At 71.0% G+C, this 14,940-nt stretch carries 13 protein-coding genes; 11 read left to right on the forward strand and 2 right to left on the reverse strand.

What is annotated here, in order from left to right:
* Positions 1-62 precede the first annotated feature (62 nt).
* A complete protein-coding gene (locus ACFT41_RS21020) occupies positions 63-1,427 on the forward strand; it encodes an FAD-dependent oxidoreductase (protein ID WP_377586653.1) in 1,365 nt (454 codons plus the stop codon).
* Positions 1,428-1,559: 132 nt separating this feature from the next.
* On the opposite strand, the gene ACFT41_RS21025 is transcribed toward ACFT41_RS21020, so the two are convergent.
* Together ACFT41_RS21025 and ACFT41_RS21030 are read right to left on the reverse strand one after the other, a co-directional pair.
* A complete protein-coding gene (locus ACFT41_RS21025) occupies positions 1,560-2,789 on the reverse strand; it encodes a cytochrome P450 (protein ID WP_377586655.1) in 1,230 nt (409 codons plus the stop codon).
* Positions 2,790-2,832: 43 nt separating this feature from the next.
* The gene (locus tag ACFT41_RS21030; protein ID WP_377586657.1) at positions 2,833-3,987 is read right to left on the reverse strand and encodes an epoxide hydrolase family protein; all 1,155 of its coding nucleotides are present in this window, start codon (positions 3,985-3,987) and stop codon (positions 2,833-2,835) included.
* A gap of 270 nt (positions 3,988-4,257) precedes the next feature.
* Between ACFT41_RS21030 and ACFT41_RS21035 the strand changes: the two genes are divergently transcribed.
* The 10 genes from ACFT41_RS21035 (at position 4,258) to ACFT41_RS21080 (ending at position 14,811) form a co-directional block, all read left to right on the forward strand.
* A complete protein-coding gene (locus ACFT41_RS21035; protein ID WP_377586659.1) occupies positions 4,258-4,467 on the forward strand; it encodes an MbtH family protein in 210 nt (69 codons plus the stop codon).
* A 6-nt stretch (positions 4,468-4,473) separates the two neighbouring features.
* The gene (locus ACFT41_RS21040) at positions 4,474-5,580 is read left to right on the forward strand and encodes an LLM class flavin-dependent oxidoreductase (RefSeq protein WP_377586661.1); all 1,107 of its coding nucleotides are present in this window, start codon (positions 4,474-4,476) and stop codon (positions 5,578-5,580) included.
* The gene (locus ACFT41_RS21045; RefSeq protein WP_377586663.1) at positions 5,573-7,006 is read left to right on the forward strand and encodes a tryptophan 7-halogenase; all 1,434 of its coding nucleotides are present in this window, start codon (positions 5,573-5,575) and stop codon (positions 7,004-7,006) included. Before ACFT41_RS21040 ends, ACFT41_RS21045 begins: the two co-directional genes overlap by 8 nt.
* A gap of 14 nt (positions 7,007-7,020) precedes the next feature.
* Entirely contained in the window at positions 7,021-7,818 is a 798-nt protein-coding gene (locus tag ACFT41_RS21050; RefSeq protein WP_377586665.1) for a hypothetical protein, read from the forward strand.
* 64 nt (positions 7,819-7,882) lie between these two features.
* Complete coding sequence (locus tag ACFT41_RS21055) at positions 7,883-8,413, forward strand: phosphopantetheine-binding protein (RefSeq protein ID WP_377586667.1); 531 nt, start codon at positions 7,883-7,885, stop codon at positions 8,411-8,413.
* Between the two features lie 2 nt (positions 8,414-8,415).
* Complete coding sequence (locus ACFT41_RS21060; protein ID WP_377586669.1) at positions 8,416-9,579, forward strand: pyridoxal phosphate-dependent aminotransferase; 1,164 nt, start codon at positions 8,416-8,418, stop codon at positions 9,577-9,579.
* A complete protein-coding gene (locus ACFT41_RS21065; protein WP_377586671.1) occupies positions 9,572-10,333 on the forward strand; it encodes an SDR family NAD(P)-dependent oxidoreductase in 762 nt (253 codons plus the stop codon). Before ACFT41_RS21060 ends, ACFT41_RS21065 begins: the two co-directional genes overlap by 8 nt.
* Positions 10,334-10,362: 29 nt before the next feature.
* The gene (locus ACFT41_RS21070; RefSeq protein ID WP_377613958.1) at positions 10,363-11,442 is read left to right on the forward strand and encodes a DUF2855 family protein; all 1,080 of its coding nucleotides are present in this window, start codon (positions 10,363-10,365) and stop codon (positions 11,440-11,442) included.
* Positions 11,443-11,522: 80 nt separating this feature from the next.
* Positions 11,523-13,436: an MFS transporter gene (locus tag ACFT41_RS21075; RefSeq protein WP_377586673.1), complete on the forward strand. Its 1,914-nt coding sequence runs from the start codon at positions 11,523-11,525 to the stop codon at positions 13,434-13,436.
* The gene (locus tag ACFT41_RS21080; protein ID WP_377586674.1) at positions 13,426-14,811 is read left to right on the forward strand and encodes a condensation domain-containing protein; all 1,386 of its coding nucleotides are present in this window, start codon (positions 13,426-13,428) and stop codon (positions 14,809-14,811) included. The genes ACFT41_RS21075 and ACFT41_RS21080 overlap by 11 nt, the downstream gene beginning before the upstream one ends.
* The last annotated feature ends 129 nt before the right edge of the window (positions 14,812-14,940 follow it).

A 14,940-nucleotide genomic window follows, 5' to 3' on the forward strand; every position in this document is an offset into this window, starting at 1 on the left:
AGTGCATCAGATGCGACACAGCCAAGGAAACGACCAATCCGGCCCGGATGGAGATGAGTGCGATGAACAGCCAGGTGGGAAAGCGGGCCCTGGTGCTCGGCGGCAGTATGGCGGGGCTGCTCGCGGCCAGGGTGCTGGCCGACGCGTTCGCCGAGGTGGTGATCGTCGACCGCGACCGGTTGACGGGGGTGACCGAGGCCCGGCGCGGCGTGCCGCAGGGGCGGCACACGCACGGCCTGCTCGCGCGGGGACAGCAGATCCTGGACGAGCTGTTCCCTGGCTTCACCGCCGAGGCGATCGCCGCCGGGATACCGACCGGCGACCTCGGCGAGCTGCGCTGGTTCTTCAATGGGCAGCGGCTGCGGCCGAAGAGCACCGGCCTGGTGTGTGTGTCCGCCGACCGGCCCGTGCTGGAGAGCCACGTGCGGGCGCGCGTGGCGGCCCTGCCCAACGTCACCTTCATCGAGGAGTGTGACATCGTCGGGCTGCGGGCCGAGCCGGGCGGCCGGCGGGTGACCGGTGCCCGGATCCAGCGGCGCACCGACGGCAGCACCGAGGAGACGGTGGACGCCGACCTCGTCGTCGACGCCACCGGGCGCGGCTCGCGGACGCCGGTGTGGCTCGAGGAGCTCGGTTTCCCGCGGCCCGCCGAGGAGCGCATCAAGATCGACCTGACCTACACGACTCGGCACTACCGGCTGCCCGACGAGTCGATCCTCGACGGCGACCTGTCCATCAACCCGGTCTCCTCGCCGTCGCACCCGCGCGGCGCCTTCTTCTCCCGCGTGCAGGACGGCCGGTCGATCCTGTCGCTCACCGGCGTGCTCGGCGACGCCGCCCCGACCGACCCCGAGGGCTTCCTCGAGTGGGTGCGCTCGCTGCCGGTGCCGGACGTGTACGACGTGATCAAGGACGCCGAGCCGCTCGACGACCCGGTGTCCTTCACCTATCCGGCCAGTGTCCGCCGCCGGTACGACCTGCTCGAGGAGTTCCCCGACGGGCTGGTGGTGCTGGGTGACGCGGCGTGCAGCTTCAATCCCGTGTACGGGCAGGGCATGACGGTCGCCGCCCAGGAGGCGGTCGTGCTCAGCGAGCACCTGCGCAAGGGCCTGCCGGAGCCGCTGGCGTTCCTGCGGGACATCGCCGGAGTCATCGAGGTGCCCTGGCAAGTCTCGGCCGGCGGTGACCTCGGCTTCCCGGAGGTGGAGGGGCCGCGGCCGCCCGAGGTGCAGATGATGAACGCCTACATGGCGCTGCTGCAGTCCGCCGCGACCCGCGACGGCATGGTGACCCGGATCTTCATGCGGGTGGCCGGCCTGGTGGACCCGCCGACGGAGCTCATGAGCCCGGACACCGTCTACCGCGTGCTGAAGCACGGCACGCCGCCCCAGTCGGGCACGCCGGCGCCGGCCGGCGCCGCCGCATGATCGATCGATCACCGGCGAAGGGGCCCCGCAGCAGCGGGGCCCCTTTCCATTTGCAAGCGGGTCGACGACAGAGCTCAGGGCCAGTGCCTGAGGCACTGGCCCTGAGTCGGAAGGGTCGGACGTAGGCCCGCGTCAGGCGGCGGCCGTCAGCCGTACCGGCAGGGTGCGGTGGCCGTTCATGATGAACGTCGGCAGCGGCAGGAGGTCCGCGGCGGGGCCGGCCAGCTGCAGGTCCGGGAACCGCTCGAAGAGGCTGGACAGGCCGATGGTCGCGACGAGCCGGGCGATGCCGGCGCCGAGGCAGTAGTGCGGACCGTGCCCGAACGAGAGGTGTGCCTTGTCCGCCCGGGTGATGTCGAAGCGATCGGCGTCGGCACCGTGCAGGGCCGGGTCACGGCCCACCGCGGCGTAGTTGACGAGGATCGGGTCGCCCTGCGGGATGGTGACCCCGTCCAGCTCGATGTCCGTCACCGCGTACCGCAGCGGCAGGTGCGCCAGTGGCGACTCCACCCGCAGCGTCTCGTCGATCACGTCGTCCCACGAGACCTTGCCGGACATCACCAGCTCCAGCTGGTCGGGGTGGGTGAGCAGGGAGGTGATCGCGTTGTCGAAGAAGTTGATCGTGGTCTCAGAGCCCGCGCCGAGGATCGCGAAGATGGTGTCGGTCAGCTCCTGCTCGCTCAGCCGCGACCCGTCCTCGTCCCGCGACGCGATCAGGTCGCTGGTGATGTCCTCACCCGGCTGCCGGCGCTTGGTCGCGATGAGCTCGGCCATCGCGCCCCGCCAGCCGGCCAGCACGGCCTGGGCCTGCTCCGGGGTCACGGTGGTGTCGACCATCATGTCGATGACCTTGGCGGTCTCGGCCCTGGCCTCTTCCGTCATGCCGATAAGGTCGGCGACCAGGCGGGCCGGCAGCGGGTAGGCGAACCCCTCCCGCAGGTCGACCACCTCACCGGCCGGCACCGCGGCGAGCGCGTCGAGCAGCTGACCGGTCAGCTCCTCGATACGCGGCCGGATCGCCTCCGTCCGCCGCGGCGTGAACGCCTTGCCGACGAGTCTGCGTAGCCGGACGTGGTCCTTGCCGTAGGCGGTGACCATGTTGTCCATGGCGACCCAGCTGATCATCTGCCAGTCCGGCGGGATCTGGCCGTTGATGAACGCCGGCCAGTGGTTACGGGCACTCTTCGTCACCCGCGGATCGGTCAGGACGCTCTTGATGACGTCGTGGCGGTTGAGCGACCAGGCGATGACGCCGCCCGGCAGCTCCACCTGGGTCGCCGGGCCCTGCTCACGCAGGGTGGCGGCCTCGCCATGAATGTTGCTCCCCGTCGGATCCAGGGCTACAGGGCAGTGCATCTGCATCTGAGATCTTCCAATCGGTCGGGCGAAACGGACACGTTGCGGGCTAGGCGAGCCCACGGAAGAACGACCTGACGTCGTCGGTGAGCAATGCCGGCTGCTCGAGCGCGGCGAAGTGGCCGCCGCGGTCGAACTCGGTCCAGTGCGACAGCGTCGGGAGGTCCCGGTCGGCGAGCCGGCGTAGCGGGACGAAGATGTCGTGCGGGAACACCGCGACGCCGACCGGCGTCGTGATCGGCGGGGGCTGCACCCCGGACACGGCCTGGCGCACGCCCTCGGCACCCTCGTAGTAGAAGTGGGCCGACGGGCCGGCGGACTGGGTGAACCAGTAGATCGAGACGGTCGTGAGCATCCGGTCGCGGTTCACCGCGTCCTCGGGCACGCCGCCGGAGTCGGTCCACTCGCCGAACTTCTCCACGATCCAGGCGAGCAGCCCGGCGGGGGAGTCGTTCAGCCCGTAGGCGATGGTCTGCGGCCGCGTCGCCATCACCTTCATGTAGCCGGACAGCTCCGCGTCGAACCGGGCCAGCTTGCCCAGCCGGGCCTGGTCCGTCTCGCTCAGGTCCGCGAGCTCGGCCGGGTCGCCCGACGGGAAGGTCATGAGCATGTTGACGTGGGCGCCGATGACGTGGTCCGGATCCGTCCGGGCGACCTCGAGTGAGATCACCGAGCCGGCGTCACCGCCCTGCGTGCCGTAGCGCTCGTAGCCGAGCCGGCGCATCAGCTCGGCCCACGCCGCCGCGATCCGCGGCACGTCCCAGCCGGTCTCGGCCAGCGGCTGCGAGAAGCCGTAGCCGGGGATCGACGGGATCACCAGGTGGAACGCGTCGGCCGCCGCGCCGCCGTGCGCGCGAGGGTCGCTGAGCGGGCCGATGACGTCGAGGAACTCCGCCACCGAGCCGGGCCAGCCGTGAGTGAGCAGCAGCGGCCTCGCGTCCGGCTCCGGCGATCGCACGTGCAGGAAGTGGATGGTCGCGCCGTCGATTTCCGTGGTGTACTGCGGGATCTGGTTGAGCTCCGCCTCGGCCGAGCGCCAGTCGTACTCGTCGCGCCAGTAGTCGGCGAGCTCGCGCAGGTAGCCCAGCGGCACGCCCCGCTTCCAGCCGACGCCGGGCAGCTCCTGCGGCCATCGGGTGGCGGTGAGGCGTCGGTGCAGGTCCTCGATATCGGCCTGCGGAATGTCGAGCTTGAACGGTTCCATGGCTTACTCCGCCCGGTTCGGGTCCGTCGGCGGATGCGATCCATGCGCATCGCCGCCCGGAGCGACAGGCATCCAGGTTGAGGTACCGCCGGCGCGGAACGCCTCTTTCTTCTTGCGCAGAGCAGCGCATTCCAGGAGGTGCGGCCGGGCGCGGGAACTGCCTGGTCAGGTGCCGCTCACACCTGCGCAACCATGGAGATGATCCGGATTTCGGAGGCGGGGCACGCTGGTCGGACACCGCCCGGACGGGCCGAGCGAAATGAGGCTTCCGTGACGAATCCGTTCGAGGATACCGACGCCCAGTACCGGGTCCTCGTCAATGACGAAGGACAACACAGTCTGTGGCCCGCCGACATCGCCGTCCCGGACGGCTGGGTCATCGTGCACGACACCAACTCCCGCGCCGCGTGCCTGGACTACGTCGAGCGGCACTGGACCGACATGCGGCCGAACAGCCTCGTCCGGGCCGAGCAGGCGTGACCGAGGATGGACCTGGCCGGCAGCGGAGTGACCCTCTATTCGACATGCCGATCCAGCTACGCCTACCACGAGGGGTCCCGCCTCGAGACGTTGCTGGAGACTGCCCGGTGGGCTGATGACGCAGGCTACCGCGGCGCCCTGATCTACACCGACTGCGCCGCGCTCGACGCGTGGACGGCGGCGCAGGCGACGATCCTGAACACCACTTCGTTCGTGCCCCTCGTCGCGGTACAGCCGATCGACGCGACCCCGTTTGCGCTGGCCCGGTCGGTGTCGTCGCTGGCGCACCTGTACGGCCGGCGCGTCGACCTGAACTTCGTCAGCGGCGGGTTCCCCCGCGACCTGGCCGTGCAGGGCGACAGGCTGCCGCACGACGACCGGTACGACCGGCTCGTGGAGTACGCGACGATCGTCAGGATGCTGCTCGACGGCGGCATGACCAACTTCGCGGGCAGGTACTACACCATCCGGCGTGCCCGGCTCACGGCCCCGGTGCCCGCCGAGCTGCTGCCGACGGCGTACGTGTCCGGCGCCTCGCCGGCCAGCCTGGCGGCGGGCGAGGCGCTGGGGCTCAGCCAGCTGTCGTGCCCGCTGCCGCCCGCCGAGTACGTGAACCCGGACATCCGCCGCAACCGGTTCGGCTCGGGCGCCAGCATCGGCATCATCGCCCGCGAGGACTCGGCAGAGGCGTGGCGGACCGCGCGCAAACGGTTCCCGGTCAACCCGGACGGGGCCGCGAGGATGCGGCTGCTGCTCGCCGCGACCGAGTCGAACTGGCAAGCACAGCTCGCCGCCTCGCCCATCGACGACGAGCCCGAGGACGACGCGTACTGGCTGGTGCCGTTCCGGTACCGGCATACGTTCGCGCCGTACCTCGTGGGCAGCTACGACGAGGTGGCCCAGGTGCTGCGGACGTACCTCGACGGCGGCACCCGCACCTTCGTCGTCGACCTACCGCAGGAGCCCGACGACTTGCATCACGCGCGGATCGCCGTCGAGCGCGCCGTCGCGGCCATGGACAGCCAGCAGCAGCCCGACCCCGGCCGACCGAGCGCACAGGCGGCCGAGGCCGCAGGCCTCGCCTGCGCAGAGCGAAGGAAGAATGATGAGTGACAGCAACGAGACGGACGTCGTCGTCGTGGGCGGCGGGCCGTGCGGTTCGACCGTGGCGACGCTGGTGGCCAAGCAGGGGCACCGGGTCGTGCAGCTGGAGAAGGAACGGTTTCCCCGCTACCAGATCGGCGAGTCGCTCCTGCCGTCGACCGTGCAGGGCATCTGCCGGTTGCTCGGCGTCTCCGAGGAGTTGGCCGAGGCCGGCTTCCCGATCAAGCGCGGCGGTACCTTCCGCTGGGGCGCGAACCCCGAGCCCTGGACGTTCGCCTTCGGCATCTCGCCCAAGTTCACCGGGACGGCGTCGACCGCGTTTCAAGTGGAGCGCATGAAGTTCGACCAGATCCTCCTCGACAACGCCAGACGCAACGGCGTGGACGTGCGCGAGGAGCACACCGTCACCGAGGTCCTCGAGGAGGACGGCCGGGTTGTCGGGGTCAGCTGCACCGACGCCGCCGGCCGGCGCAGCGAGATCCGCGCGCGGTACGTGGTCGACGCCTCCGGCAACACCAGCCGGATCCACAGCCAGGTCGGCGGCAAGCGGCAGTACTCGGAGTTCTTCCGCAACCTCGCGCTGTTCGGCTACTTCACCGGCGGCAAGCGGATGCCCGCACCGACCGAGGGCAATATCCTGGCCGTCGCCTTCAGTTCCGGCTGGTTCTGGTACATCCCCCTCTCCGACGACCTCACCAGCGTCGGCGCGGTGCTGCTGCCGGAGGCGCTGGACCGGGTCAAGGGCGACAAGGAGCGCGCGCTGCGCGGGCTCATCGCCGAGTGCCCGATGATCGCCGACTTCCTGTCCGACGCCGAGCGGGTCACCGACGGCCCGTACGGTGAGATCCGGGTGCGCAAGGACTATTCCTACATCCAGGAGCGGTTCTGGCGGCCGGGCATGGTGCTCGCCGGCGACGCGGCGTGCTTCATCGACCCCGTCTTCTCCTCGGGTGTGCATCTGGCCACCTACAGCGCGCTGCTGGCTGCCCGGTCGATCAACACGGCCCTGGGCGGGTCCACCGACGTGGCCGAGACGGCGCTGTTCGAGGAGTACGAGGCGCGGTACCGGCAGGAGTACTCGCGCTTCCACGACTTCCTCGTCGCCTTCTACGACATGCACTCCGACGAGCACTCGTACTTCTGGAAGGCCAAGAAGGTCACCGGCAACACGGGCTCGGAGGTGCAGTCCTTCGTGGAACTCGTCGGCGGCGGCTCGTCGGACGAGCGCGCGCTGATCGACGTCGGCGCGTACATCGAGCAGCAGAGCCGCGACATCGACGAGCTGGCCTGGTCGGTCGCGCAGGCCGGGGCGAGCATCCAGATGCAGGCGGAGACCGGCGGCGTAGCCGACGAGCAGGACCCGGTGCGCCCCGGCGGGCTGGTGCCCTCCAGCGACGGCATGCACTGGTCGCGGCCGGCCACGACCGCGGCCTGACGGAGGAAACATCCATGCCTCCCGTTGCCGGAACCCGACCGGTCTGCCGCCAGCTCAGCTCCGGCGAGGCGGCGGCCGTCCTCGTCATCGACTTCCAGGCCCTCAACGGAGACCGCCGGCTGAGCGAGCTGCTGGCCGACGCGGCCGACGGCGAACGGTTCTACCAGGTCGACCCGCGCGGTGCGGTGGCCGGCGACCGGCTCTATGCCGACCTGCCAGCGCTGGCCGACGAGGCGGTGGCCGTGTTCCGCGCCGAGGAGCCCACGGCGGCCGCCGACCGGCGGGTGTTCGTCGTGAGCCACTGTAGCGCCGCCGGGCTGTCGCTGCGGATCGCCGGACAACTGGCCGGCGACCGCGAGGTGACCGCCATCCTGGTTGAGCCGACCTGGCCCGGCCCGGACGACGTCGTCGGGCGCTTCGCGGAGTTCCAGGGCAAGCTCGGCGCCGCCCGCCCGTGCCCGGCCCTGGATGGCGATCCGTGGTCCTGTGTGGCCGGCATGCAGCGGCTGATGCGCGAGGACCTCACGGCGATGGCGCAGCGGGTCGGCCTCGACACCGTCCCGCCGGCGTTCACCGAGCTGCTGGTGGCGTATCGGACCTGGCTGGCCTACTTGCTGGCGTGTGGCAACGACCTACCGGCGAAGCCGCCCGCGGAGGCGGTCGAGATCACCGTGCTGTCCCGTGAGCCCGGCTTCGTCGTTCCCGGCACCGCGCCGGGCCGCAGCCGGGTCGTCGAGCCGCCCCCCGGCGAACCCGACGCGGTGACGCCGGATCTGGTGCGGCTGCTGCTGGAGCAGATTCGGAGCCGGTGAACCCGGCGGACGTACCGCAGGACAGCCGGAAACTTTGGAGCCTGAAATGGAAGGTGAGCGGCTGATGACCACCGCTACGACCCAGGACGTGCACGACGTGCTGGCCGCCTACCCCGGACTCGCGGACGTCGTCGTCCGGGAGCACCGGGATGCATCCGCCGGTGAGGTCCTGGTGGCCTACATCGTGCCCGGCGCGCCGGGTCTCGACATGGCCGCGCTGCACTCGCACGTCCGGCAGCAGCTGCCGGCCGAGGCGGTGCCTGCGGCCGTCATCGTGGTTGACGCCATCCCGGTGGACGGGGCCGGCGCCGCGACGCTGCCGGCCCCGGACCTGCGTGGCGTGGCGCCGTACCGGGCCCCCGTCACGCCCCGCCAGGAGATCCTCTGCACCATCTTCGCCGAGGTGCTCGCGAGGACCCGGTGCGGCGTCGACGACGACTTCTTCACCCTGGGCGGCGAGTCGATCGACGCCATGCTCATCGCGAGCCGGGTCGGCCCGGCGGTCGGCCACGAGATCTCGATGAACGAGCTCTTCGACGCGCCGACCGTCGCGGAGCTCGACCGGCTGCTCGACCAGCTCAGCATTGGAGGCTGACGATGGTGAAGGTCGCCGACCGGTTGCAGGGGTGGCAGCAGTCGCCCCTGCGGGCAATGACGATCCGCTGCCAGGAGCTCGGCGCGATCAACCTCGCGCAGGGCCTCAGCCAGGTGCCACCGCCCCCCGCGCTGCTCGCCGAGGGCACGCGGGACTTCGAGCACCTCGGCCACTCCTACAGCGCGCCCGAGGGCCTCCCTGGCTTCCGGGAGGCCGTCGCCGACAAGCTCAAGCGGTACAGCGGGCTCAGCGTCGACCCCGCGACGCAGGTGGTGGCCACGGTCGGCGCGACCGGCGCGCTCATGGCGACGCTCACCGCGCTGCTGGACGCGGGCGACGGCGTGCTGCTGTTCGAACCCTTCTACAGCTACCACCTGGCCGCGCTGCGGATGCTGAAGCTGAGCCCGGAACCGGTCCGGTTGACCGGCCCCGGCTTCGAGACCACTGAGGCCGCGCTGCGGGCGGCGATCACCGACAAGACCCGGGCGATGATCCTCTGCACGCCGAACAACCCGACCGGGCGCCGGCTCACCGCCGGGGAGCTCGCGGCCATCTCGGCCGTCGCCGAGGAGCACGACCTGCTCGTCATCACCGACGAGGTGTACGCGGACATCTACTTCGGCGTGGCACCGCACCTGGCCCCGGCGACCGTCGGCGACCTCGGCCGCCGCACGGTGACGATCGCCTCGCTGGGCAAGACGTTCAGCATCCCCGGATGGCGCGTGGGCTATGCCTGCGGCCCGGAGGAGCTGATGAGCCGGATCCGGCTCGCCGCGGACGCGCTCGTGGTATGCGCGCCGGTGCCGCTGCAGGAGCTGGGCATCCGGGCGCTGCGGCTGGGCGACGACTACTACCAGGAGCTGCGGGCGATGTACGACCGCAAGCGCCGCATTCTCGCCGACGGTTTCACGGCCGCCGGGCTGACGCCCAATGCGCCCGAGGGTTCGTACTACCTGTACGTCGACTGCTCGCGGATGCCGGTCGCCACCGGGACGGAAGCGGCCGAGCTATTGCTCGAACGCAGCCTGGTCGGCACCGTCGCCGGCGAGGCGTTCTACCTGGACCAGCCGGACCGGCCGTACGTCCGGGTGTGCTTCTCGCTGCCGGACGAGGTCCTGACCGAGGCGGTCGACCGGATCGGGAAGGCGGGGTTGACCGATGGCTGAGGACGGCAACGGCCGCGCGGTGCTCGTCACCGGCGGCGCCGCCGGCATCGGGCAGGCCATCGCGATGCGCTTCGCTGCGGCCGGCGACCGGGTCGCGATCCTCGACATCGCACCGGCGAGCGCTGGCGCGCAGATGCTGGGCAAGCTGGATGGTGCCGGGCACGTCTTCGTCGAGGTCGACCTGGCCGACCCGGAAGCCGTGCTGCGCGCGGTGGACTCGGCCGCCGGGCAGCTCGGCGGCGTGGACGTCCTGATCAACAACGCCGGCGTCTTCCCGCCCCACCACATCGTCGACGCCAGCTACGCCGATTGGCAGCGGCACTGGCGGACCACGCTCGGGGTGAACCTGGTCGGCGCGGCCAACGTGACCTGGTGCGCGGTGCGACACCTGCGTGAGCGCGGCGGCCGGATCGTCAACGTCTCCTCGCGGGGCGCCTTCCGCGGCGAGCCGGACGCGCCCGCCTACGGGGCCAGCAAGGCCGGCCTGAACTCCTTCAGCCAGTCGCTGGCGATCGCGCTGGCGCCGTACCGGATCTCGGTCTCGGCCGTGGCCCCCGGGTTCGTCGCGACGGACATGACCACGGAGCACCTGCGGCCGCCGGGCGGCGATGCCATCCGGGCGCAGAGCCCATTCGGCCGGGTCGCCGAGCCGGACGAGATCGCCGCGGCCGTGTTCTTCCTGGCCAGCGCCCAGGCCGAGTGGACCAGCGGCGCGATCCTCGATGTCAACGGCGCCTCGTACCTGCGTAGCTGAGCGGATCCACACCACCCGAAGGAGGCACAGTGTCCACGCGAGAAGCATGGGAAGTGCTGGTCAGGCGCGACGACCTCACCGAGAGCGAGATCCGCGTCCCGGTCCTGGGCGAGCTGCGGCCCGGCGAGGTCCGGCTCGCCCTGGAGAAGTTCGGCCTTACGGCCAACAACGTCACCTACGCGAAGTTCGGCGACGGCGTGAACGCGCCCTTCTGGAACGCCTTTCCCGGGCCGCCGGGGTTCGGCCGGGTACCGCTGTGGAGCTTCGTGCGGGTCACGGAGTCGCGCAACGCGGACATCCCGGTTGGCGCCCGGTTCTTCGGCTACGTGCCGATGACGAGCGAGCACATCGTCCACGCGGAGGCGACGCCGCGGGGCTTCCGGGACACCGCACCGCAGCGGGCCTTCCTGCATCCCTGGTACGTGACGTTTCAGCGGGCGGACGAACCGGACGGCGTGGACGACTACCGGGCGCTGATGCGGCCCGTGTTCCCCGCGTCGTTCAACCTCGCCGGCCTCGTCGAGCAGCAGATCGCGCTCGGCGCGAAGTCGATGGTCGTCACCAGTGCCTCCTGTAAGACAGCGCTCGGCATGGTCGACGAGCTGCGCGAGCGAGGCGCCGGCATCACGGCCGTGGCGCTCACCTCGGCCCGGAACAAGGCCTTCGTCGAGCGCCTCGGCGGCTACGACGAGGTGCTCACCTACGACGCCATCGGATCGGCGCCCGTGACGGCGCCCGCGGTGCTCGTCGACTTCACCGGTTCGGCGCCGATCCTGGGCGCGGTCTACGAACACTTCGCGCCGTCGCTGCTCAGCGGCGTGCTCATCGGCCTCACCCACCCGGACCCCGCCGACCAGGCGCCGCCCGGGCTGCCGGACCCGCAGCCGGCGTTCTTCTTCACCCCTGCCGTGGAGGACCAGGCCATCGCCGCCGAGGGGGAGGACGCGTACTTCGCCCGCTATCTCGCGGCGGAGACCCGCTTCCTGCGACGCATGGCGTCGTGGCTGACGATCCGACCCGGGCAGGGCCCGGCGGACCTGGCGGACGCTTTCCTCCGCCAGGTCATCGGCAAGCAGCCGCCGAACGAGGGCCGCATCCTGACCCCGTAACGCGCATCGGCTACCGGCACGGCCACCGCTAGCGCACCCCTGGCCGTCGCCGTTGCGGCGGTACCACCGAGGCGTCCGCCGTGAGCTGGAGCAGTTTCGGATATGCACGGGCCGGTGCGCCGCTGCTTCACTTGGGTGCCTGCCTGGCCGAGGAACGTGTCTCGCCTCGCCGCCAGTGCCGCTCGGGCACGTCAATGGGTCTGCGTCGAAAGCGGGTCGTGATGAAGTTCAATCCAGTGCAGTACGCCAAGTCGCACATTCCCCCGCCGGGGCATCAGCGGACGTACATCACGGCCTACGCCATCGCCATGGTGGCCAACGGTGCCTTCCTGCCGATCTACGTGTTGTACCTCACGCAGATCGTCGGCATCTCGACCTCGAAGACCGCGATGGCCATCGCGATCGCCGGGCTCATCGGCCTGCCGCTGACCCTCGTGGCGGGCGACCTGGCCGACCGACTCGGCCCCCGCCGGGTCGTGCTGTTCGGCCTCGTGGGGCAGGTCGCTGGCATCGCCAGCTACGTGTTCATCCAGGGCTTCTGGTCGCTGCTGATCATCGTCATGAGCATGAACGTGTTCGCGTACGCGTACCTGGCGTCCGAAGGCGCGCTGCTGCGGCGCATCGGCGGCGACGACACCGTCACGTTCCGCACCCAGGTCCAGGTGCTCGGGAGCATCGCGGTCACCGTCGGGGCGGTCGGCGCCGGCGTCGGCATCGCAATCGGCACGCCTACGGCCTACCGCGCCATGTTCCTGGCCGTCGCGGGCGTCTACCTGGTGGTCATCGCCATCACCCTGCGCCTGCCGGACTACAAGCCGCTGCCAAAGCCCGAGCCGGCGCCGCCGGCGGATGGGGGGCCGGCCCGGCTGCAGCGCTGGATCGTCCTGCGCGACAGGCCGTTCATGGCCTACTCCGTGGTGTCCGGGCTGATGACGGTGTCCGCGTTCGTCGAGCATCAGCTGCTGCCGATCTGGATCGCCGTGTTCACCCCCGCGCCGCGCTGGACCGTCGCCCTCGCCTTCGTGGCCAGCACGGTCATCTCGGTGCTGCTGCAGATGCGCCTGAGTACCGGCGTCAGGACCACCCGCCAGGCCGGCTCGTCCATGCGGCGCGCCGGCGTCATGCTGTTGCTGGCCTGCCTGACGCTGGTCGAGATGCCGTACCAGACCGCGGCGGGCGCGACGGTCTTGGTGGTCGCCGGGGTCGGCTTCATCTCGATCGCCCAGATCTACCTGATCTCCGGCCGGTTCGTCTTCGAGTTCAACCTGCCGCCAGCGCACGCCCAGGGGCAGTACGACGGCTTCCTGAACACGGTCATGACGCTGAGCATCACGGGCGCGCCGCTGGTCCTGATCGGGTTCGTGGCCAACCAGGGCTACATCGGCTGGATCGTCATCGGGGCGGCCTTCCTCGTGCTCGGCCTCACCGGTCCGAGCATCGCGGCCTGGGCGGACCGCACACGCCCGGCGCCAGAGTCGCCGGTCGAGCCGGAGGCGCCCGAGGCGGACGCCGGCGCGGACGCGCTGGTGCCGGACGCCGGCGTGGACCCGCCCGCGGCGCCCGCGTCCCCGGTGCACGGCGGGCAACCTGCGGTCGTCGCGGACGATACGGTGGCGGCGCCGAACGGTGGCCAGCAGCCCGTCCTGGCGAGCGCCGCGGCCGGCGCGCTCGCGCCCAACGGCAGCCCGAACGGCGGCCCGAACGGCAGCCCGATCGGTGAGCCCGACGGCGGGAGGAGCACAGTCGTGGCGGATGGCGAAACGGACACGCACATGGCGAACAACGGCAACAAGGCGCTCGCCGCAAACGGCGGCGCGAACACCCTCCTAACCGACGCCAGGGCCTACGCGCTCATGGCCAACGGCGGGACGAACACCATCGTGGCGAACGACGGGGCAATCATCGTGCTCAACGCCGGCGCCACCATCGTGCTCAACGCCGGCGCAACTATCGTGGCGAATCCGCCGGAATGGACGGCAGTCGATGACCACTGAGCAGCGGACCGAGCAGGCCAGCGACGCGGTCGCCCGGCGTGCGCTGTCGCTCAACGAACAGGTCTGGGTCGCCCTGGACCCGGGCGACGAGTTCAGCGTGTTCGGCCCGCGCAAGATCGTGGCGGCCGGCTGGCGCCTGCACGGGCCGCTGGACGTCCCGAGCCTTCAGCTGGCGCTGGACGACGTCATCGCCCGGCATGAGGTACTGCGCACCATCATCGTCAGGAACCGGGCACACCCGCACGCGCGCATCCACCCGCCGGGTCCCGCCGCCCTGGCGGTCACCGATCTTCCGCCGGCCGCCGAGGCCGACCGCGAGCGGCGGGCGCACGAGTTCCTCAACGAGGTCGACGACGGCAGCCGGTGTGATCCCGGGCAGCTGCCGCTGCTGCGGGCCACGCTCGGGCGGTTCGACGACCACGAAGCCGTGCTCGTGCTCATCACCCACCATGCAGTCAGCGACGGCTGGTCCATGCACCTGCTCATGCGGGACATCGCCGTCTGCTACGCCCGGCGCCGAGGGCTGCCCGCGCCCGAGCTGCCGGCCGTGCGCCAGTACGAGGAGTACGCGACCTGGCAGCGCCAGGCGTGCCAGGCCCCCGCCGCCACCGTCTCGCGCGAGTACTGGCGTCGGAAGCTGGCCGGCGGCCGCTTTCTCACCATCCCCACCGACCGGGTCCGGCAGCTGGACGCGCCGCCGGCCTACTCGGTGTACCGGTTCCTGTTCGACGAGGAGCTCGTCCGCGCCACGACGGAGCTGGCCAAGTCGATGAACAGCTCCCCGTTCATGGTGCTCTACGCCGCGTTCAACCTGTTCCTGCACCGCCGGACCGGTGCGACCGACATCGTCGCGCCGATCTTCACGTCCGGTCGCACGGAGGCGGAGTTCCAGCAGACGGTCGGGCCGTTCTTCAACCTGCTGCCCATCCGGACCGATCTGTCGGACTGCGTGACCTTCGCCGACCTGGTACGCCGGACCCGGACCACGCTGCTGGAGGCGTACTCCCACGAGCTGCCGTTCAGCGAGATCGCGGCGGAGGCCGACCCGGCCCTGATGCAGGAGTCGCTCGAGGACGTCAACGGTGCCGCCAACGGCTTTGAGATCTTCCAGTACCCGCGTGACCTGGAGGCCGAGGTCATCGGTGACATGCGTTTCACCGGACTGCGCCGGCGTCTGATCTCCTCGTCGGACACCTCCGAGATCCTCGACGGCAACCTGTGGGACTTCGACCTCGACCCGGTCGGCGACCTGGTCGGCGCCGTGAAGTTCAACCGCCTGCACTTCGACGAGGCCAGCATCATCGCGATGATCGACGAGTACCGCGAGCTGCTGGGCGCCTCGCTGCGATCTCCCGAGGCCCCGCTGCTGCGCTGAGCGACCCACGCGCGGCACCGCCCCCGACGCCGGACCGGCCTCGGGGGCGGTTTCGCGTGCCCGACCGGTGGCGGACCGTACCGGGGCACCCAACCCGCGAGGGCCGCATCGACCAGGTCGATGCGGCCC

It is taken from the genome of Micromonospora sp. NPDC057141, from assembly GCF_042670805.1.
Lineage (GTDB): Bacteria > Actinomycetota > Actinomycetes > Mycobacteriales > Micromonosporaceae > Micromonospora.

Bases quoted from the DNA above. Each gene is read 5' to 3' on its own strand.
- ACFT41_RS21025 (WP_377586655.1), bottom strand. From the start codon at position 2,789: ATGCAGATGCACTGCCCTGTAGCCCTGGATCCGACGGGGAGCAACATT.
- ACFT41_RS21030 (WP_377586657.1), bottom strand. From the start codon at position 3,987: ATGGAACCGTTCAAGCTCGACATTCCGCAGGCCGATATCGAGGACCTG.
- ACFT41_RS21050 (WP_377586665.1), top strand. From the start codon at position 7,021: ATGCCTCCCGTTGCCGGAACCCGACCGGTCTGCCGCCAGCTCAGCTCC.
- ACFT41_RS21080 (WP_377586674.1), top strand. From the start codon at position 13,426: ATGACCACTGAGCAGCGGACCGAGCAGGCCAGCGACGCGGTCGCCCGG.
- ACFT41_RS21045 (WP_377586663.1), top strand. From the start codon at position 5,573: ATGAGTGACAGCAACGAGACGGACGTCGTCGTCGTGGGCGGCGGGCCG.
- ACFT41_RS21055 (WP_377586667.1), top strand. From the start codon at position 7,883: ATGACCACCGCTACGACCCAGGACGTGCACGACGTGCTGGCCGCCTAC.
- ACFT41_RS21060 (WP_377586669.1), top strand. From the start codon at position 8,416: ATGGTGAAGGTCGCCGACCGGTTGCAGGGGTGGCAGCAGTCGCCCCTG.
- ACFT41_RS21065 (WP_377586671.1), top strand. From the start codon at position 9,572: ATGGCTGAGGACGGCAACGGCCGCGCGGTGCTCGTCACCGGCGGCGCC.
- ACFT41_RS21020 (WP_377586653.1), top strand. From the start codon at position 63: ATGAACAGCCAGGTGGGAAAGCGGGCCCTGGTGCTCGGCGGCAGTATG.
- ACFT41_RS21040 (WP_377586661.1), top strand. From the start codon at position 4,474: ATGGACCTGGCCGGCAGCGGAGTGACCCTCTATTCGACATGCCGATCC.